This window comes from Wolbachia endosymbiont (group A) of Apoderus coryli, assembly GCF_947251615.1.
In the GTDB taxonomy this organism is placed as follows: Bacteria; Pseudomonadota; Alphaproteobacteria; order Rickettsiales; family Anaplasmataceae; genus Wolbachia.
On the sequence record NZ_OX366367.1, the window covers coordinates 380,250 to 402,502 of the forward strand.

Below are 22,253 nucleotides of genomic sequence, written 5' to 3' on the forward strand. Positions count from 1 at the left end.
TTTATATCAAACAGCTGCCATAATAATTTCTGTTTAGCTAATGAATATGTGCTTTAAGTCTGTGTAGACGCACATATTCATTAGCCAATTTCAGTCACCGTTGTGAGAGTATGCAAATTAATTGCTTCTTTAAGTCTTGCATTAGCAATTACTATGATTTTCCGCATTAGAGCTGTTATAGCTACCATTTTCTTCTTACCACTTTCAACAAGCTTAGAATAAAAGGCACCAAGTACAGATTTGGACCTTGCAGCAGACATGGCAGCTGTAAAAAGCTTTTTACGGACATTACTTCTACCACCTATAATCCTTCGATAACCAACAGCTTTACCACTTTCCCTAGGATGAGGTGCAACTCCAGCAAGACTTGCTACTTCCCTTCTGTTTAAGTAACCAAGCTCCGGTATTAAACACAGAAAATCTTGTGATAACTTTTTACCTATTCCAGGAACTGTTTTAAGGATTTTTTGATGTTCTTGTAACTCATGACTTTCATCAATGATTCTTTGTATAGTATTATTTAGTTCATCTATTTGGCCATTAAAAAATTCAATAGTTTTTTGACAACTTTCTCTTAGAGCCTGTACGCGATCTCTGAATATGGTAAGATGAGGTATAGTTGATATGAGGTAAACTATGAGGAATACATATCCAAGTGACATAAGTTGTGAAAAATTCGAAAAGATTAGACTAATTTTAGAAAGCGTGCGAAAGAAAACAAAGCCAAGAAGGCTGGATTTATATGAGTTATTTTGCGGTGTGCTTTATGTGCTAAAAAGTGGCTGTCAATGGCGAATGCTGCCAAAAGAGTTTCCAAAATGGCGCAATTGTTATGACTATTTTAAAAAGTGGAGTGAAAAACCAAACGGAAATAAAGAAAGTATTTTGGAGCGTGTATTAAAAAAAATAATTGGCGTGGTCCGACAAAACAATGGTCGGAAAGAAAAAACTAGCTTCTGCATAATTGATGCTCAAAGTGTTAAAAATACAGATACTGCTGAAGAAAAAGGCTATGATGCAGGTAAAAAGATTTCAGGAATAAAACTCCATATAGCAGTTGATACTCAAGGTTTACCACATGCAATTTATGTAACAACTGCAGGAACAACTGATCGCAGCAGTGCTGTGAAGATGGTCGATAATGCAAAAGAAAACCTCTCTGGAGTAAAAAATATACTGGTTGATGCAGGCTATACAGGAGAGAATTTTGCAACTCAGATAAAAGATATTATTGGTGCAACTGTTGAAGTAGTAAAGCGGAGCGAATTACACACCTTTGCTGTATTGCCGAAAAGATGGGTTGTTGAGAGATCTTTTGCTTGGTTAGAAAAATGTAGAAGATTGTGGAAAAATTGTGAGCGAAAACTCAATACCAGCCTACAAATGGTCGTTCTGGCTTTCACTGCTTTGCTTCTAAAAAGATTATGAACAGGCTCTTATATGGTCGTTTTCAGGTGCTTCCAGTCTACATTTTTCCTGAGTTCTCATTTGCGTGATGTCATCACGACGTTGACAAAGTGCAACCAAGGTTGATTGTTTTTCAGAAGTAGGTACAAATAGAGAGAGAGTTCTATGGCGTTCAAATCCATATTGAGCAAGAGCTCTTGCATCTGATTTATCGGATTTTGCTAAAGTTCCGTGAGATAAAATAAAACTTTTTACTTTACGGGTATTAGCTCGATGTACGGTGATATTCTTGTCAATAAGAAAATGTGACAAACCAAGCTCATATTTTCCTGTATTTTCTAAAGTCACTAAAGAATTAGGTAAGATATCTGAGAACTTTTGACACAATTGTTGCCAACCAGAAGTATTATTGTCAAATTCAACAGCATTCTTCTGCTTGTGAACTGCAACAACATTCTTGAATTTTCCGATGTCAATACCAATAAAATTTTGATATGATCTAACCATTATAACCTCGATAGTTTTATTAATTTAAGATTGTAAACGGGTGCATACATATGTCCCATGCAACTATTCAAACGTATCGAGAGATAGGGCTAGCGTACCTTGATTTATACGGTTGTAAACCCAATTTGCTATCGGTCGCACACGCCCTTATAACTCTATTCCTATAGTGAGTAGGGTTACCTTCTCTCTTGTTTCTTTTATATCATATTTTTAACTTATAATTTGCTACTGAAATGTTGACATTAAGCTTCAAGATCTTTATCATGTAAAGGTGTGGGAGGTTAATGAACCTGTCCTCACGATGTTAGGTAAATCGTAATTGAGCTTTTGGGCTCGTGTTTTTATTAGGAGGTTAACCTCTCACACCAAAAACAAGTGTTTTTAAAGCTCTTTATAAGCTCCTAAATCCATGAATTCATTTGCCGGGCTTTTAAGGTACTTTATAGCGCAGCTTATAAAAAGACCTACAAAAGACATCTAAGGTGCGTAGTAGCATTCTAGGGCCATCTATGAAGGTAGTTTTTTGCCAACTCTTGAAATTTAGCTAAATTTACCACTTTAATAGACCTCAGCATAAAAAAGTTGAATATTTCTTCAGAATTGTGTATAATTATTAATGCTTTTTAAGTGGATTTCCTATGGCTCTTTCCAAGTTTCTCGATCCTAAGAATGATATATCGTTCAAGCGCATTTTCGGCACTGAAAAAAATAAGGACATTCTTATTCACTTCCTCAATGATATTCTTGGCTTCACTGGCAAAAGTGCAATAAAGGATATAGAGTTCTTAAGTACTATTCAAGACCCTGATATTGCTTCTAAAAAACAAAGCATTGTCGATGTTCTTTGTAGAGATGAAAATGGGTTACAAGTGATAGTCGAAATGCAGGTTGCTAAAACGAAAGGCTTTGAAAAACGTGCCCAATATTACGCAGCTAAAGCTTACTCAAGACAAGCTAGTAAGGGTGATCAATATCATGACCTTAAGGAAATTATCTTTATTGCTATAGCAGATTGTATACTGTTTCCTGATAAGTCTGAGTACAAATCAAAGCATACTATTCGTGATGAAAATACTAATGAGCATGATCTAAAAGATTTTTACTTTATATTTATTGAGTTGCCTAAGTTTCCAAAAACCAAAGAAGATCAGCTTTCGAGTATAGTTGAAAAATGGGTCTACTTCTTTAGATATGCAGACGAAACTAGTGAAGAAGAGCTAGAAAGAATAATAGGAAGTGATCTAATAATTAAAAGAGCATATGAAGAACTAAATAGGTTCAACTGGTCAGAAAAAGAATTTATAGCCTATGAACAAGAGATCAAGCGTATTCGTGATGAACAGGCTGTCCTTGCTCAAAAACTCGATGATGCCACTCAAAAAGGTAGACTAGAAGGTAGACAAGAAGGTAGACAAGAAGAAAAAATCGAAGCAGCCAAAAACTCACTCAAGGCCGGTGTCTCTATTGATGTTATAGCTCAAATTACCGGCCTCTCTCATTCTGAAATTTTACAACTCAGGGAAAAAGCATAAATATTCCAGCCTATTCACTTCACTTTTCAACATTTATGAAAATCTTTCCTAAGTTAGACATACCCTTAATCAAGAGTCTAGTGAACTATCTAAAATAGCTATAAAGATTACACATAGAATTACATAGATTACTATCATAACGAAACCCTCCTATTCAGCCTTCCATATCAAAAATACATACTGTAAGTTAACATAGAGAGTACATTACCACTTATTTCCTAATCTCAGTCTTGTACCTCTAATTTCTACTTTATCTATCTATAACCCTCAAACTTGCTACTGATCTCCCTTCTGATAAAATTGAAGAGTTAAAAGAGTGACATCCTTTTTTACTTATTTGGTAAACCATAAAGTACCTTCAATTCTTTCTCCAACTTTTCTTCCTAAAGCCTCAGCTCTAACTTTTTCAGCATGCAGCATTCCCTTTTGAATTTTCTTAGGTAATGGCGTATTGTTAAATTTCTGATTTGTCGCTTTCATGGCCAACATGTTCAATGCAAACAATGTACTTGGTACATCAACTTGCGCCGTAGCTCTTGTTAAATGCGCATGTTTAGAACTATGAGAACTTTGCTGGTTTTGATGAAAACCTTGTTGTTTTTGATTTGCACCACCTATCATTTTTCTACTATCTATTCTTTCATTACTAATCCTTTCAGACCATTTATTGTTTGCACTAATCGTTGGTTTGTGTTGGTTACTATGTTTATAGGAGCTGTCATCACACCGTTTATAATTTACTATGTGTTCCTTTCTTTCACTAATTTTTTTAGGTTGACCATCAAAGTAACTATGATTTTTATTGCTATGGTGAGATAAAGTAGGTTTTGGTCCATTATGTAAAACTCCTAACTTCTGCTGTTTTTCATTACCTGCAACTCTCGATTGATTAACACTTTGCTCATTGCCCATTTTGCTTCCATATTGTTGTTTTGTTTGCCTGTCATTGCCACGTTTTTTGCTGTAGGCACTGGCATTCTTATCATTACTTTTACGAGCATCATACTTTGACATATATTGAAATTCCATCTCTTGTGCTTGATCATAGCGAGGCTGTTTTGATTTCCATTGATTGCTTGAGTCCATTTGAATATCTGTAAGTTTAGAATCTTTTAATTCTTTAGCTGTACCTCTGTATAACCCATTTACTAAATCTGATGCCAATTTACCACCTTTTTCTTTTGCCCAACCACACAAACCATTTATCCATGAAGATGATCTTGTGCCACTACTTGCTACTGAATTTAGGGATTCACTTGGCAAATGACGGCGTTCACGTCGTGCAGATCTTTCTTCCTCGAGTCTTTCTTTTAAATAGTTCACAATACTACTATGCCCTTTATCTTTAGCAATATCTAGCGGTGCCTTGCCGTAATCACTCCTAGCATCAAGATTAGCATGAGCATCGACAAGAACTTTTACTATATCAAGGCTGTTGGTATCAGCAGCATAATGTAAAGGTGTCCAATTGTCTTTGTCTTCAGCGTTAACATTTGCACCACGATTAAGAAGTAATTTGACTACATCTATCCTGTAGTTTTCAACCGCTCCATGCAATGGAGTTGCTTGATATTCTCCGTTTTTAGCTTCAATATTAGCACCGTTATCAAGAAGAAGTTTAACTAGGTTTAAATCACCGATTTCAGCAGCTGAATACAGTAGTGTATTACCGTTTTTGTCATTGGTATCAATGTTAGCACCCTGAGCAACAAGACCTCTAACTTTATTAAGATCACTATTTCCTATTGCGATTAATAACTGTTTATCTAGGGTTAATTGTGTTTGTTGTAAGTACTGTACAAGATTATTATGTCCCTTATCTCTAGCAATATCTAGCGATGTTTTGCCACTACTATCTTTAGCACCAATATTAGCCCCATTATTTATAAGATCCTGCAATATATCGAAATGACCACCCCAAGAAGCTAAGTGTAGTGGTGTCTCACCATTTTTATCAACCTCATTAATACTTGCTCCTTTCATAAGAAAAAGTTGTACAATCTCTTCATCATTGCTCTCAGCAGTAGTGTATGTAAGACCTCTACCATATACATCTTGAATATCCTTGTGATTATTCATAACAGCAAAGTGCATAGGAGTCCTGCCAAGTACATCCTTAGCATTCATATTAGCTCCCTTATCAACTAAAAACTTAGCAATATCTGAATGACCTTTCAATGCAGACCAGTGTAGTAATGTGCAGCCATATTTATCAGTCGCATTAACACTCACATCTTTACTAACAAGAAACTCTACTGTGCCTAAGTTACCACTCCAGGTATAATAAAACCCGCCATGCGTTCTGTCGTCAATATCTTTAGCAATAAGATCATTAATTGTCTTGAGATCCTTTTCATTTTTTACAGTAAGTAACAATTCTTTATCTAAGTGTGCTTGCATAAAAACTTGCCTCATTGTATTAGAATTAGTATAATGCTCCTCATCTTCAGGAGTGCTACCACTGTTATCTTTAACATCAATATCAGCACCTTTACTTATAAGATACTTCACAATATCTAAATGATGAAAAGACTGTGAAGCATAATGTAGAGGGGTTTTACCATCTTTATCTTTAGCATTAACGTTAGCACCTCGATTTACAAGACCTTGAACTTTATTAAAATCACCATCTTGTACTGCATATGACAATTCTTTATCCAATTTTTTTTGCTCTTTCTCTTTATTAAATTCCACTATAATATCTTCTGAGTTACAAATAGAAGCTATACACTTTGAGTTAGAAACTATTGCATCATTAAAAGCAAATATCATTTCCCTTGCTGGTTGATAGGTATTCCAATTTTCTACTTTCGCTAAGGTATGATTCTTATGTGATAACACTAAACTATCATCAGTAATCTCGGTATCAAAATCCAATATAGACTTATCTCTAAAATCAACCAAACCAATATCATTCTTATCGATAGGTTGATTATGATAAATCTGTAACCCTTGTTCCTCTGGTTGATAGTATCTGAAAGAGTCCGGGTTCATTTCTACATGCTCAAGCCTTAAGTTTGTACTATCAATTTTATAAAGCTCATTATTCATTTGTAATACAATTTGTTGATTCTCTGGATTTTGAAAATAATCAACTAAACCAATGGATAAAGACCATTTAGTACCCTTAATATCAAATATTGTAATATCTTGTATTTCTAAACTGTCCTCTGTAAGGTCAGAGATTGATTGGTTATAACATTCATTTATATAACTCCTTTCACCTTCTTCTATACCTATACTATCAATATCTGTTACATTCAACTCAGCAAAATCGATAATATCGTAAGGTATACTTTGATAAGGTATTACTTTGTTTTTTATTTTTAGATTGAGCCTTATCGGCGATGATGAAATTTCCCTGCTTAATTCATGATCATATTCTGGTAGCTTGATGATATACTTATGTTGAAAATTTCCTCCTTCCACTGTCACATCCTGAGGATGGCTACACGCCATAATATAGTTATTATAATTAAGCTCTCCTCCGTTTCCACGATATTCCTGATAACTGTTTGCTATATTAGAACCACTGGGGCTAAAATCAACAATTACCTGACCTGAGTACATGCCTGCAATTATCACTTTTTCACTAGGTATTCCCACATGGTTTTTAGTGACTTCTATTTGAGATATTGGTATGTCGAAATTATTCTTACTAGCAATATCTTTTGCAATTTGATAAGTATCAAGTAATTCTTGATCTAGAATACTTGCTTGTATAAATGCTTTTAACTTTTTTTCACTATTTTGTATGACTTCTCCACTAATATCATTACCTGAATTTTTCAACTTTTGATACCTAATATCCTCCACTGTATCAAACAAAGACTTGTCTTGTATTGCAACAGATTCTGTTACTCCACTACAGTTTACTTGAATTATTAGATTTTTAAAATCATCGATTTTAGTACTTGAAACAATACTTTGTGTATCATTAGCTAAAAGATCTAAGCTATAGCCGACCTTTTCTATATCTTCACTTATTCCCCACTGTGTGATATTAGCAACTTGAACCCTTATTACGTCAATATTTCCTTTTATTTTTCCTGTACTACCTAAATCACTTACTATCCTAGCATTATCACTGTTTTTATTAACAACAAATATTGTTTGCTTTGATCCCCTGTGATGCACATTTTCTTTGTTAACTACTCTAACTTCATAATCTTTGTCTGTGCAGTTAAATGAATTCTGCCGGACTTCTGCATTTTTTACATTAATAAATCTTGTTTCACAGTGAGTAGTAACATTTTGCTTGCTGTCAGAATTAGATACGTAGTTATATGTGTTAACCAATCTTATTCCATTGTTATTGCTATTACCATAATATATGGTTCCATTGTGCAAATCAGCAATAACACTATTGGCTTTAGCATTCATTACTAGAGTATTTTCTTTTTTTGTTCCGCCTTTGAGAGTACCAGATATAGAATTGCCAATAACAAAGATAGTTTCCTTATTTTTTGAACCAACATAATTTACATTACCATCTGGGATATACATTACTGCTGGGTAATTTGCAGCTGCTGTTAATGTTTTTGGTCCTGAAATATATAATACTGATCCTTTAGGAAAGGTTTGCTTTTTTGTATTACTAGGATCTTTTCTTGTTGGACTAGTAAAAATAAAAGGTTCACCAGAGAGAGTAAAGCTCTCTTGACAATTTCTATAGGTTTTGCCAGCATTGCAAGGCATATATACCTTATCCAAAGCGTAGGGCCGGAATATACGTTCTTCATTAATTATGCCACTACATTGATGTTGTGGTATTAAATGTCCTGATGGGGCCATTACGACTCTTAACCCACTATTGTGCTCGTCTTGAGTTATATGGGGAAGATATTTTGCCTCTTTACTAATCAAATAAACTTTTTTCTTTTCTTGTTTTGCAAGAAACTCTTCATATTTTTTAATACTCTTAAATCTTGTAGCACCTATGTCATCCAGCTGATAAAATTCTAAGTCAAGAGGTCTAGATATATTTAATGAAGATAAATCATCCTTTACATTAGAAGTTATATTAACCTTATTGAAAGAGATACTCTCATATCTTTTTTCTAACTCACATGTCCACTGATCTGAACAACCGAGTCCCTTCCCAACACATACATGTTTTTTCTCAATGGTTTTAATGATCTCACTATATTTTTCTTCAATACTAGTAACATACTGCACAACTGCAACTATATTAGGATCAGAATTAAGGTAACTTATGGCATTGCTTTTCACAGTATTCAAATAACTCTTTATCCTTATATAGTCTTCGTATATTACTTTTTCAGAATTTGAAAAAAATATTTTAGTACGATCGATATTAGATATGGGAATTTGTGCTGCTATTGCTTGCGCTTCCATTGTTCTACTGTACAAGAGTTGATGTAATGAAAACACAATATCAGGAACCATAGTAAATACTGACATCCTACCTAAAACTTTGCCTGCAGCAGATAACCTTCTTAAAATCTTAGTAGCAGTACTTACACTTTTTACTGCGAAACTAACTCCTGCACTTACAGGCCTTATACTCATGCTTGTTAATTTTACACCACTACTAGCTGTCCAATAATAATTTAATGGATGATGATTACCTTGAACTATTTCATCTACACTATATCCAAATTGATAAGCGATAGTCGCAAATGTAATACTTTGAACTACAGGATTATTGATAATCTTAACAAAAGCTTGGCGTACAGGTTGTGGTATTTTGTTAATCAATCCTCCTACTTTACTATTAGGAGAAATACTTACGCTGGTTCTAACATCATCCATAGCATCAAGTATACCGTTGATACCAAACACCTGCTTTAGAGCATCATTATCATACCGTCCAAGCGTTGCTGTATCACCTATACTATCGAGCAAGTCATATATAGCCATCATGGAGAAAAACTTTCCACCTTTCGCCCCTTTGATTTTTGCTGAATCAAATTTATTACGATCAAATGTAATTCCTTTTTCATTAAGACTGCTTTCTACATTACTAATGTAATCTACAAAAACTTTTCCACCAAGATCATCAAAATGACTTTTAAATCTGTCAAAAATATCTTCCCTAACACCTTTTGCTAACAAGTTCTGTTTAATTTCCTCTACAATATCATTGTAACCTTGATCAGTTTCAATACCTTGAACATCACCTATATCTTCAATGTATTTTTTATTCTCTAATAACTGTTTATTACTTGATAATTGATGTAATTTATCAAGAATTGCCTCTCCCTCTACATCTGTAGTAAAATCTTTAATTATATTATCAAGTTTTACTTTATAACCATTAATGTTTAAATAATATTCAATATCTTGTCCTTCCATTTTTTCTGTTATAACGTGATCTTTATTTCTGCCTACTTTTACTAAGATCTCAATACCATCACTATAATCATCTACAAAATATCTTTCTGCATTCTTCATTTCTATAATATCACCTATTATCAATTTTTTATCATTACCATTGTTATCTTTTACTTTTACATATACATCAGTCCTATCAGCATTACCTATCTCATCAAACACTTGATCATGACCTATAGTTATAATTTCTTTAGTAACAATTTCCTTGTCGTAAGCCTCAATTTCAATATTGAAATCCATAATATTATCATCACTGAAGTAATTCTTCATTACTGCATCACTAAATTTACTATAATTGATATCAATTTCGTCTCTTAAGCTGTGCAAACCATGAGCTATGCTTAATAATTGGCTGCTGCAAACTCTATCTGCTAGAGAATATAAATTACCTAGATTATTTGTCTGAACATAATTCCTATGATCACTAACAAGTATTCCAAGATCAATTAGTGTATTATAACACACCATCTTTTGTAAGTTTTTATTAATCTCTTGTTGATTCATTGATAGTAGTACTTTACTCAATTTCATAGATTCAAGTACATGATTTAGCAAACTACTCTTATTTACATCTAAAGTAGCAATTTGATTAACTCTTTCACGTTGTTTACTAAAGATCTCTTGATCGATTTCATCCTTCAAATTTTCAAAATCAGCATCTTGTAGTTGCTGTGAATGGCTATATTTCGTAGAGACTTTCTCACTAATTTCTGTAAAGATATCATTTAATAATTCTGCGTCTTTTGTCAATTTTTCTGGGTTATTAATCAGAAGATTTTTAAAATTCTCATCTTTAATTAGAGGTAAAACAATCTTCAACAGATCAATCTTGCATATCTGTAAAAAATAACTTGAACTCTCACCCAATACCTTACTAACAACGTCTAAATTATCGGATAAATATTTATCAATCTGTGTAAAGGTTTTTAAAGCTTCAATATTTTCCTTGTTCTCTCCTACAATACCCTCAATCTCTGTATCCATTGAATTTAAAAAAACTACGTTTTTAACTTTTGTTACAAGAGCCTTTTTAATATTTGGATCTATAGCTTCACCTTTAGATACCTGTTGAGAAATCTTGAAAAGCTGATTATAAAACTCAATATCCTTTGCTTTCTTCACTACCTTATCAGCATCAAACAACTCTTTGACACGTTTTTCCTTTTCTTCCTTTGTAATACCTTCCTCATCACGTGAATCTATGCAGGCCATGCCTATACTACGTGTTCTCCTTCCTTTAGAACATTGCTGCTGACTAATACTAAAGATAGAACTATGAACTACCTTAACAGAAGCAAACTCATCTTTGCTTGCTAGAATAAGTGAATTTGCATCTTTAGCTTTCTTATCAAAAACAACACCCATAAAAGCCACTTCATTCCCATCTGTAAGCGTTTTATAAGTAACACCTTTCTTATACTCATCAGTTATTTGGCTATTTGCCTCATCCTTTAATGCATTAGCTGTTTTACCTTCTCTTGGCCCTTTAAGTTCTAATCCCACAGGATCATATTCTTTAGCACTGCTAGCTTGATTTGCAAACTTAATACCATGTACGACCATATCAATACGTTTTCCCCTTCCAGTTTGAAACTCTGTTAATACTAATGCTCTGTTTTCTTGTGACTCTCCTAACTTTATATCACTATAGTGGCTGAATGCTCCATGAAATACAGCTTGAGTATGCGCTTCTTTTTCTATTAGAAATTTAAAAGGTAGCATTGCCTCACCTAATTTTCCAAATAACTCCTTATACTTGCCTATTGATTGAGATCGATCTTGTGAAGAAGCAAGCTGAGACTCTAGTACTGCATCAAATTTTTCCTTTAACTCGGCAGGATAAGGAATGTTTTTCCATTCTCCATTAAAAGATTCTTTTCCCCCTTTATACTCATTCAAAGAATTATATCTATCAATCTTTTTTATATCAAAAAAATCTGGTTTTCTTTCCTCTTGTAAACTTATACATACTTCTGTTATTTTACCAACTTTTGGTAGATTAATAGGTATCTTTTTCTCACTAAACTCTCCTTTTCCTCCTTCTCTAATATGAAAAATAAACACCTCTTTATCCTGTCCTTGATTTCCTTTAGTCAGCATAAATGTTGTCACAGGCCTTTCAGTTGATTGTGTACCAGATCTTGTAGAAGAAGCAAGTGGGTACTCATTATATAAAAATACGGATTTCTCTAAATCAATATCTACAAACTTATCAGCAAGAAGAAGTTGCCCTAATAGAAATCTACTAAAGTAATTACCCCCTTTCTCTGGCGTACCAGGAAATGTGTGATAAATACGTTCTAGTGGCTGTTTTATCTTTTCTGTTATATCAGTAATTGCCTCTTCTCTTCCATTCCAATCGGAAGCTTCTTTCAAAAGTGCCTGCATTGTAGGTAGAGCAATTTCTCTGTCTTCACGAGGCGATATATGCATTGAAAACTTTTCACCTTCAGTTGAATCCAAATTTAACCCTACACATAACACATTATCTGAAACGGTTAAAACACGCATTGTGTTTGGCTGAAAACCTTTTGCATAATCCTTTGCTTGCTCTAATGCACTACCTAGTGTTGTACCAGCAGCTGTTCCTGCTTTTAATTCAATAATAATTGGGACAGCATTCAATGATCTTTCCTTACCACGAGGCACTAGAACAATATCAGCGTAACCTCTTCCTGCAAATTGCTCTAAGTAAACCCTAAGATTATGTCTATAGCGAAAATTCACTAAAGCTCCTGCTACAAATCCATGATGTGCTGCTTCTCTTGTCCCTTGAGCATAGGTAAGTGAATTCCCATATTCAGAGTGAATTCTACTGACTTTTTTAAAAATTTCTTCAACAGATTCCTTTACTTTTCCTGCATTCGAATTAGTCAGCTTTGCTATATCATTTTCTGGATTACTCCATAACCCCTTTTTTATTTCCTTAAACTCATGTGTTGTAGAAGCATCATTGTCCAATTTATTACTTTCTACATTAACAGATATTCCTGCCATTTTCCCTTTGGCATCTTTTTCTTTAGCAATTTCTACCAATCTCACACCTAGCTTACCTTGATCTCTAGCTAGCCTCACAACATCATTCCTGGCAACTTTAGTATTGCCTAATATTTTATCTAGCTCACCGTAGCTAAACTTTTTCTTTGTGCTACCAGATTCTGCAATAACAAAGAGCCTTACTTTATCAGCAGCATCTTCTGGGCTTTTGATTTCTCCTTTTTTAATAACAGCTACTTTTAGAGTCTTTGAACTGTCAAAACTAAAATATATTTTCTCAATGTTCAGCTTTGCTGCAATTTCTGTGTCTATCAAAGTAGAAAAACTTCCTAAAAAGAAATGAGGAAAAAATCCTTCTTTACCTACTGAATGTAAATACGATGGAACCTGATCAACATAAGATTGAAACCTTGCTTGGAAAGATTCAAAATCACTCCCTTTTGGGGCTGAAGTACTTGGGCCAGCTTTTACTGACTCTCGAATTAGTAGCTCTATTAATTCAAAATCTTGCACTCCTTGATTATCTACTTCTCCTTGTTTTCTTTTAGGCATATAACCCTCCTTCTAGACATATAATATTTTTAATGATCACCTAACCCCACATAAGATTGTTTACTAAGCTCTACCTCAGCTAAATCACCACTTGGACCAGGTATGTTTTTTTGATCGAGTTCTTTATCAGCAGACTTACCATACGCTAAAAACTTATTTAATGAAACATGATCTCCTCGCTCTAATACAGAACGTATATAATTTGCTTTTTCAGAAGACATGAACTCTTCGATTTGTCTAGGATTAGCCTTATCTAGCATTCCCCATACTGGCTTCATAAAACCTCCTTCGACCAAAGGCACCAAAAATCTCCCTTGAAAAACAGAGTTATTCATCATTTCTTTATTCAATGTCAAAGTACGATGATCATCAAAACCCTCTCTTGTCCATACATGTATAAAAATTCCCATAGCTGTACTTAAATAATACTCTGGACATTCCTTTACCATTAATTTTAACCAGAGATAGTAATCATCTTCTGGAACATTGCATGGCTTCAAAAAATCAAATAACTTCTGAAATTGATCAAAATTAGATATTTCTAGCATTCTGTATAAAGAGGCATATTCAGTATTTTTCTTTAAATCTCTTTTCAAAAGCTCTGGATATTTATTATGACTTATCTGACTTAAACAAAATTCAAACACATCAGGATAGCCACTATCACCTGCTGCATGCACTGCAATTCTCATGAAAACTTCATCCTTTTCCTGAGCACTTAACTCACTTTCAGGTAATGAATTAACCTTATCCCAAAAGAACTCTACCGCTTCTACACGTCTTCTCCTCGAACTTATTGCTGCACGGTGTAAACCAAAGACATAAGGATGCTGGCCTTTCAGATCTAGCTCTGAAATGTATCCACTAATGAAATGTGACCAAAATTGCATCATTGCATCTGTACACCAACTTCCACTTATTCTTTTTGCTAGCTTTTTTAATGCGTCTGGGTCACCATCTTTTACTTTATGCTTCTGTTTAAAATGTTCAAATAGAGAAATTATATCCTCTTCTAAGCAACACCAACACGCGATTTGGTAAAGATAAAAGTCCTCTAGTGGATTACTTATACCATTACAACTTTTTGGTTCTATCATCTTTTTAGCCACTACTCTTCTATTGAGTTTGATACCATGTATTGTATCGGTTTTTTCCCAACATTCTTCATTTGATAATATATCAAGAAAAAAGGGAAGATTCCCGGTATTGATAGTCTCCAAATATCCCCGCCCCCAATTTTTTATTTGAAGTTGTTTAGATGCTTTATAAGGATCGTCATCCTTAATAATAGAAAAGGCTAACTTGGTTAGGTCATCTAAGTCCATAATTCTTACCTCCATAAAAAAAGCATACAGAGCTATAATAATTTATAAACCCCATACCAATTTCAACATCATACTCCACCTTTGTAACCTGTCAATTACTATTTTAGAAAAATTTTCTAACCTAAAGTAGTTTTCAGTAAAAGGCTCTTAACAGGCTTAATATAAGGTCTTTTGTTCACTTTTTAATTCTGTTTTTTATAAGTTTATCTTAATACTTATTGTTAAATGAATTGCTATTAATTTAATATTATATATCGCTAATGAATTAAATAATACAACCACTTTCAGCAACAAAAACCAGAAAGCGTGAGAAGTGTTTTTCTTGGGATGGGATGGTCTACCACACGATACATACGAACTTTTTTATATTCTGACTTTGCTATACGCTAAAACTAGCCACATTAGCCCACCTCATCCATATCTACATACGAACTGTTTTGCCCAATTTTGCTGTAACAATTTCATGCTTTTATTTTTACAACGCCGCTTTTATTCAAATTGCTCTCGTAAAGGCATGTACTTTTTTGTGATCTTAAAAAGGTAAATAAGTGAATTTTCATTGATGCTAAATAGTGCAGTATTTCATACTAAGTTAGAATGGGATTTTTGTATAGGTTGGCAGCAATTTTTAATATCTTTGCCTTATTTAAATAATTTTTATATTGAAAAAAGACTAGATTAAATTATAATTTGGTAGGTAATTAAAATAAAGTGGGGAAAGTTTATGGCTATCAACTACTATGAAGTCTTGGGAGTAAGTAAAAGCGCTGATCAAGATGAGATAAAAAAAGCATATAAAAAATTAGCATTAAAATACCATCCTGATAAATGTTTGTCCCCTGAGGAAAGACAAATATCCATTGAGTTGTCAAAAAAAATTAAAAATAAAGAACCTTTATCACAATTAGAGAAAGAGCAAGAAATTCAGATTAGAAAAAAAACGGAAAAGTTCGTTAATATCGACAAGGCATATAAAGTATTATCTGATCAAGAAGAAAGAATGCGTTATAATAATAGTCAGTACTCAAGCAGAGATGCAAGTTCAAAAAGTCAGCAACATTCAAATCGAGATGATAATCAACATTCAAGTAACGATACAGGTTCAGAAAATCAGGAATATTATGACAACTTTTGGAATGTATTTGAAGAATATTGTGATGCTTGGAGCAGTTCAATAAGGACTGGTAGTCTATTTACTACTATTCAGTTAGGTAGACTGCAAGAGTGTAGTTCTTTAATAAATAAGGGCGCAGATGTTAATTTGAAGCATGATGGTTCTAATAAATATATTCTTGAATTTTACTTAGGTTTAACTCCCGTGGATCTTGCTATTCAAGAAAATCAAGATTTAATCTTAAATCTCTTGATTGAAAATGGAGCAGAGATTCCAGGTGATGCTTTAATTAGTGCTATTAAACATGATGCTCAAAAGGTTTTTAACTTCCTTTTAGGAAGAAATGATGTAGACATTAACTACCAAGATGAAGATGGAAATACAGCTTTGCATCATATCTTTAAGGGATATATTAATGAAAGTTTCGATTACTCAGATAGTAAATGGAAACTCAAATACGATGACTTTGCTGAATCACTTTTAGGTAAAGGCGCACAATTTGATATAAAAAATAAGAATGGTCTAACTTCGTTTGATCTTTTCATTGATAGCATAGAAAAAAATAAGGATTCTGTTGACTTTTATAGCAATACCATAAATAAAGAAAGCATTCCTACTTATCATATAAACGTAAAGCAAAGAGATAGGTTAAGTTCAATATTGGAGTTATTTGTCAATCGCGGAACTGATCAGCTAAAATTCAAGAATGATAAACATGTATTAGAGGAATTTGATCTTTACCAACACCCATTAAAGATTAGGATTGGTACGAATATAAGTACTTTGCAATCAGAACAAGAAAATTTAGATGAACAAGGTAGTAATAACTTTACTCGAGAAAAGACTAAAGACCTTGATAACAAACATGTAGAGCTTTTAGATAAAATTAGCACAGAAAATATTGATAAATGTACAAAGAAGTATGCTGTAAGTGATGCAATGAAGCAGCCTCTAGATAAAGCAGAAAGAAAAAGTAAGTCTAGCACCAACAGAAAATATTGTACTGGTATTTACACGTCAATTGGTTTATTTTTAGGTTTAAGCACAGCCTATCTTGCAGGATCCATTGCTTTAACTCCTATTCTTGCTATTACAGTATGTCTTGCAGCTGCAGCAATTGGTGCATTAGTAGGTTATGCTATAGGGAAGTTTTGTAACAAAGTTATAGAAGAAAAACAAAATGATCCTGATATGAGTACATGGAGTGCTGTTAAAAGTTCGCTCTCTGATATATTTACTACTAAGCATAATACTGAACTATATTTATAATAATTAATTTGCGGTGAGTTTCTTAGATAGCTAAGAGCTATAATAAATGGTTTGAGCAGTTTTTGACACCGATTTTGAAACCTGGACAAACTGTTATCCTTGATAATGCTACTTTTCATAAGTCTAACAAGATTACTGAACTTGCTAAAGGAGTTGGTGCAGAAATTTTATATCTACCGCCTTATTCTCCTGATTTTAACAAAATTGAGCATTATTGGTTTGCTATAAAAAACAGAGCTAGGAAAAACATCCCTCTATTCACATCTTTTCGTCATGCTGTTGATTCTGCTTTTCTATGAGCTTTCTGGACTATTATGAAAAGAGCTATACTTTCTGGAGTTGTGTGCTGGGTTTAGAGTATTGCCTTTTTTGATGTTTATTCGATACATTTTCTACTGCCATTGCATTTGATATGCTAAAATCTTCATTATTTATATTGATATTTTGTATAATTAAGTGTCGATTTCTGTAACTTTTTCAGCATTAGTTTATTCTTTGATTCCTCTATATCAACTGCAGTAGCAGCAATTTGGCTATCTTTCCTATTTCTCAGCAATACCTTTCAATAGTTTTGGTGTGTTTTCAGTTTCTCTCCTTTTGTTCTTTTTATAAATGGTGTAATTACATCCCTAATCCATAAAATTTCTCCATTTGCTCATTCCACAGCATCGGTATTTCTCTTAAATCAACTAACTTCAAACCCCTTGGCTGCCTCCCATTTACTACATCTTCTTTAATTTTTGGAGCTAAATAATTTAATCTTAAAATTTGTTGTATGCGTCTTGTACCTATATTAATTTTGGCACTCAGCTCCTTCACACTGCCATATTTTCCCTCTTCCAATTGCCGTTTCTACAGATGAGCTCTTACCACTGCTTTCAGTAACGCATTGTTTGTTTTTGCTTCTGGCTCTACTACTGTGCATTTATTTCCTTTCTTTTTTATTGGTATAAATTCCACCTTATCCTCTGAACTCACCTCTATTCCATCCTCTCTCACCAATACTGTTTTTATTAACTTTTTCACTACTTCTTTCTGCTTTCCAAAACTTAGATTTCTCCACTCTTCTTCTCCACATTTTTCATATAAATCTTCTGCTCTTTTCATCACTTCTTTTTCCACTTCTCCTGCTACTACTGTTCGATTTACTGATTCACAATTTTTCCCTCCTAGATGATTGTTACATACATAATATCGGTACCTTTTATTTTCCTTTTTTGAGTATGTCAGTGTCATATTTACGTCACAGTTCTTGCACTTGATTATCCCCTTTAGTAGTGCCTCTTCATATTTTTTGCCTTGATAAGGCTGATTCTTTATCAACTCTTGCGCTTTTTGCCATTTTTCTTCTTCTATTATCGCTTCATGCTTTCCTTCAGAGGTTGTCCGGAAACTAGTAAACTTAGGCATATTCCCTCCGTAACATAACCCTACTCATAGCCAGATATATGAAACTTTCAGTAGATGTTGTAAGTAAATCGTACTCTTTTGATAGTCTTCTATTCCTATTGATCCAAGCAAAAGTCCTTTCTACCACCCACCTTCTCGGCTGTACTAAAAATCCAGGATCCCGTTGTGGCAATAGTTCTAGTGGTGTATCTTTATGCACCCAAAACCTACATGGAGGCCTTTTCACAATTTCAATATCTATGCCATATTCTTCCTCTATATGGGTTTTTAAATCTTTTCCTTGGTACCCCATATCAGCCCACATTTTTTTTACTTTAGTATATTTTGTTCTCATATTGTTTAATGCTATTTTAATACCATCTCTATCATTTTCATTAGCAGCTCCTACGTAACAACTTAGTATAAAACCCTGAGTATCTGTAATTATATGTCTTTTTCTCCCCTTTACCTTTTTCGCACCATCATAACCTTTGACCCCCCTTTTTCCGTGGTTTTTACCGACTGACTGTCCACTATGCATGCGCTCGGCTCTTCATTTCTTCCCATTTTTGACCTACTATATTTAGTGATATCATAGTTCATTTTCTCAAAAATCCTCTGTTTCTTCCATTGCCTAAACTGCTCATATACAGTCTTCCATAGCGGAAAATCATTTGGTAAATACCGCCATTGGCACCCTGTACGCAATACATAGAAAATTCCCTCTAACATTTTTCTTTTACTATATTTTGGCGGTCTTCCTCCTTTTTTGTATGATACTCTGAAGTACTTCTCTATTTGTGCCCATTCCCTTTCACTTAGATCTGTTGGATACTTTTTTCTCATCTTTACCCCATACTAAAATTTCAAATATCATAGCCTTTTACCTGTTTCCGGACAACCTCTGAAAGAAAACGCTCAGAAAAAATAAATGGCCTGTAATTGTATCCGTTCAGAGGTGTGGCAAGGATAAAAAACAATTGACATAATATATTAAAGTAGTAATAACACAAAATGTTGATAGTAAGGTAAGGCTAGATGCTTCGATTGTTGATCAGTATTGTAGAGTTATGTAAAAACTTAGAGCAGAAAGTAGCAAAGCTTGAAGAAAAAAATAAAATCTTAGAAATAGAGAATGCTGAACTAAGAGAGAGACTTGGCTTAAACTCAAGGAATTCATCTTTACCAAGTTCAAAAGAGCTGTACAAAATAAAAAAAGACATACCAGAAGATAAGTCAGAGGGCAGCAGGAAGATAGGTGGTCAAGTTGGGCATAAGGGAAATTGCCGAGCTAAAATGGAAGCAGATGAGGTGGTGAAGGTAGAGTTACCAAATAGATGCGAGTGTGGTGAAGAAATCTCAATATCGGAAAAACCATATGTCTATCAAAAAGTTGATTTACCAAAAATTAAGCCTTACGTAGTTGAGTATCAATTAGAACATGGGCGCTGTCGTAAATGCGGAAAAAGAAGGAGTAGCAAATTACCAGAAGGAGTTACACCTGATACCTTTGGTTCTAGAGTTAAGTCAGTAGTTGCAGCACTAAGTGGGTTTTATAAGAATTCAAAGCGAGAAATAGCGAATATTATGAAAGACATCTTTAACATGAGTATAAGTGTTGGTAGTGTGTCCAATAGTGAAGCAAGGGTTTCGTCAAAATGTAAAGAAGCCTATGAACAAATAGAGGAAGAAATAAAAGCAAGCGAAATTTTGCATATTGATGAAACCAGTCACTACAACAAAGGCAAATTGGGATGGTGCTGGATGTTTGCCAACAATAAAGCAAGTCTTATGAAGTTAGCAGATACAAGAGGAATGAAATTTTTAAAGAATAGTGCATTTTGTGATTACAAAAACCTGGTAATTACCGACAGATATGCAGTTTACAACCACTTCAGTGATGAAAAACGACAAATTTGTTGGGCTTACTTATTGAGAAATTTCGAGAGGCTATCTCATAGTTGGAATGGTGAAGTAATGAGACTTGGCCATTGTTTAAAAGACGCAGCTAATGGATTGTTTGTATTAAAAAACGCTTTGTCAGAAAATGAAATTAGTATTTCAAAGTTCACTAAGCAAGCTAAAGAATTACGAAGATACATACAGTACTGCATGATAAAAATATCTTATATACTTGAAGCAAAAGGAGCTTCAAGAACGGTAAAGGGTATTATAAAATCCGAGCCAATGATGTGGACATTTTTGGATGACCCAGGGAATATTCCATTAACGAATAACCATGTTGAGCGACAGATACGGCATTATGTTGTCTATCGTAAGAATTCATATTTTGCACAGTCAGAGCGAGGGAATAGATTTCTTGAGCGGATAATTTCGTTGTATCTAACTTGGAAACAAAAGGAATTAAAACCTTTTCAAAACCTGCTAGCTGTTGTTTCTTAAACCACACCTCTGAACGGATACCTTGGACCTACATCCCCTTTGAAACCTCTTAATCCCATCTCTCCAGGAGCTCCTTTTTCGCCAATTATACTTAGTCCTGGTACTCCCCTATCTCCTTTTGAACCTGAATAGCCATGCTCACCTTTCTCTCCAGGATTTCCTTTTAGACCTGGATGGCCTTGATTCCCTTTAGGACCTGGCTTTCCTGTTAGTCCTGAAACTGCATAAAACTCGCCTTTTTGGCCCTTTTCTCCAGGTATACCTGGCAGCCCATCAAGACCACGTGATCCTGGTCCACCTCTTTGACCTGGCAAACCTCTTAGCCCAGGAGGTCCAGGCATTGCTACTGCTGACTTTATATTTAACTGTAGATTTCCAATTCTCTTTTCTAAATCTTTAACTTTTTTCTCTAATTCTTCAATTTTTCTATGATTCATACTAACCTCTAAACCATGTAAATAGTAGTAATAAGGGTATAAATGATGACTCTGCTGCTCAAACTCCTCCTCCTCATAATCATAATCTGTATAAGCATATTCTCCTTGCTCAAAGCTCTCAGGTGTCAGAGCATAAAATCTCTCACATTTACCATACTTACTTAACATGCATCCTACATAATTGTCATTATTCAATCTTTTTATTCTAAAACGAGGATTAGTCTTTTTAAGACTAAGATTAGCACCAAATTGATCTATGGTATCGATAGAAACATTTCCAGAGAATAGCTCTAATTTTTTATTACTAAAGCTAGTAGCAATATTATTCAATATCCCAATCTTATTACCACGTATACCATATATTTCAGCACTTTTATAAGTACTTGATAGCACTTCTTCTGGTCCCCTTAAAAAATTCTTTCCAACGCCTATTCTAAGTCTCTTATCAGGCAGCTTTTCAAGCTCTTTTAAGACAAAATCTATGTCTTGATTACTCATTATATCTTTTGGATCTACTAGAACCCTACTATTTATTAGCGGTACAAAATTGACTAAACACTCTCCATCATAAGAGAGAATATAATCCTGATCTTGATATTTTATGAAATTGCTAGGTATAGAATTAAAAGTAGCTATTTTGACAATATTTGTATCATTATAGTAAACATAATAATAACATTGATCTTCATTATCAACTAGAACCAACTTATAATCACTTTCTACTTTTTCTAGCTTTAAGTATAGCTCTTGTTGATAAAAATTAGTTAGTATACTGTTCGTAGGGTTCATCTTGAAATTAGAGATGATAAAATGGTGATGTTTATCAAAGATATATGACGTATAAGGTAAATTAATCTTTTCTTCACCATTTATTTTGACAGTTACAAGCTTATTTTTACCATCACAAAAAGCACCTCCCGGCTCTAAATTAAAACGCATCTTAACCCTCCTGGTTTCTATATCT

7 protein-coding genes and 5 pseudogenes are annotated in these 22,253 nt (G+C 33.8%); 5 read left to right on the forward strand and 7 right to left on the reverse strand.

Annotated elements, in window-relative coordinates:
* Positions 1 to 80 precede the first annotated feature (80 nt).
* Positions 81 to 578: pseudogene (locus OPR43_RS02090) on the reverse strand (transposase); the annotation flags it as partial.
* Positions 579 to 636: 58 nt separating this feature from the next.
* Here OPR43_RS02090 and OPR43_RS02095 point away from each other — a divergent pair.
* On the forward strand, positions 637 to 1,428 hold the full coding sequence (locus tag OPR43_RS02095) for an IS5 family transposase (protein ID WP_265035249.1): 792 nt from the start codon (positions 637 to 639) through the stop codon (positions 1,426 to 1,428).
* Positions 1,429 to 1,434: 6 nt separating this feature from the next.
* On the opposite strand, the pseudogene OPR43_RS02100 reads toward OPR43_RS02095, so the two are convergent.
* A pseudogene (locus OPR43_RS02100) lies at positions 1,435 to 1,914 on the reverse strand (IS110 family transposase); the annotation flags it as partial.
* A gap of 638 nt (positions 1,915 to 2,552) precedes the next feature.
* Here OPR43_RS02100 and OPR43_RS02105 point away from each other — a divergent pair.
* A complete protein-coding gene (locus OPR43_RS02105; protein WP_265035251.1) occupies positions 2,553 to 3,446 on the forward strand; it encodes an Rpn family recombination-promoting nuclease/putative transposase in 894 nt (297 codons plus the stop codon).
* Positions 3,447 to 3,779: 333 nt separating this feature from the next.
* Here OPR43_RS02105 and OPR43_RS02110 read toward each other — a convergent pair whose 3' ends face one another.
* The gene (locus OPR43_RS02110; RefSeq protein WP_265035252.1) at positions 3,780 to 13,352 is read right to left on the reverse strand and encodes an ankyrin repeat domain-containing protein; all 9,573 of its coding nucleotides are present in this window, start codon (positions 13,350 to 13,352) and stop codon (positions 3,780 to 3,782) included.
* 29 nt (positions 13,353 to 13,381) lie between these two features.
* Positions 13,382 to 14,677 (reverse strand): hypothetical protein, encoded by a 1,296-nt coding sequence (locus OPR43_RS02115; RefSeq protein WP_265035254.1) that lies wholly within the window; start codon positions 14,675 to 14,677, stop codon positions 13,382 to 13,384.
* A 724-nt stretch (positions 14,678 to 15,401) separates the two neighbouring features.
* Between OPR43_RS02115 and OPR43_RS08485 the strand changes: the two are divergent.
* Positions 15,402 to 15,507, forward strand: a pseudogene (locus OPR43_RS08485) (DnaJ domain-containing protein); the annotation flags it as partial.
* Between the two features lie 1,591 nt (positions 15,508 to 17,098).
* Positions 17,099 to 17,359: pseudogene (locus OPR43_RS02125) on the forward strand (transposase); the annotation flags it as partial.
* A 322-nt stretch (positions 17,360 to 17,681) separates the two neighbouring features.
* Here the strand turns inward: OPR43_RS02125 and OPR43_RS02130 are convergent.
* Together OPR43_RS02130 and OPR43_RS02135 are read right to left on the reverse strand one after the other, a co-directional pair.
* Positions 17,682 to 18,440 (reverse strand): annotated as a pseudogene (locus tag OPR43_RS02130) (recombinase zinc ribbon domain-containing protein); the annotation flags it as partial.
* A gap of 22 nt (positions 18,441 to 18,462) precedes the next feature.
* Positions 18,463 to 19,295, reverse strand: a protein-coding gene (locus OPR43_RS02135) for an IS5 family transposase (RefSeq protein ID WP_265029708.1) whose coding sequence is annotated in 2 segments (ribosomal slippage) — positions 18,463 to 18,929 and positions 18,929 to 19,295 — 834 coding nt in all. Because the reading frame shifts where the segments join, the coding sequence is not laid out codon by codon here.
* Positions 19,296 to 19,499: 204 nt separating this feature from the next.
* Between OPR43_RS02135 and tnpC the strand changes: the two genes are divergently transcribed.
* Positions 19,500 to 20,852 (forward strand): IS66 family transposase, encoded by a 1,353-nt coding sequence (gene tnpC / locus OPR43_RS02140; protein WP_265035629.1) that lies wholly within the window; start codon positions 19,500 to 19,502, stop codon positions 20,850 to 20,852.
* Here the strand turns inward: tnpC and OPR43_RS02145 are convergent.
* Entirely contained in the window at positions 20,849 to 22,228 is a 1,380-nt protein-coding gene (locus OPR43_RS02145) for a collagen-like triple helix repeat-containing protein (RefSeq protein WP_265035256.1), read from the reverse strand. The two genes, tnpC and OPR43_RS02145, sit on opposite strands and share 4 nt — an antisense overlap.
* Positions 22,229 to 22,253 lie beyond the last annotated feature (25 nt).

What these genes read in the sequence shown, in the direction of transcription:
- OPR43_RS02115 (WP_265035254.1), bottom strand. Translation starts at nt 14,677, where the DNA reads ATGGACTTAGATGACCTAACCAAGTTAGCCTTTTCTATTATTAAGGAT.
- OPR43_RS02095 (WP_265035249.1), top strand. Translation starts at nt 637, where the DNA reads ATGAGGAATACATATCCAAGTGACATAAGTTGTGAAAAATTCGAAAAG.
- OPR43_RS02105 (WP_265035251.1), top strand. Translation starts at nt 2,553, where the DNA reads ATGGCTCTTTCCAAGTTTCTCGATCCTAAGAATGATATATCGTTCAAG.
- OPR43_RS02145 (WP_265035256.1), bottom strand. Translation starts at nt 22,228, where the DNA reads ATGCGTTTTAATTTAGAGCCGGGAGGTGCTTTTTGTGATGGTAAAAAT.
- OPR43_RS02110 (WP_265035252.1), bottom strand. Translation starts at nt 13,352, where the DNA reads ATGCCTAAAAGAAAACAAGGAGAAGTAGATAATCAAGGAGTGCAAGAT.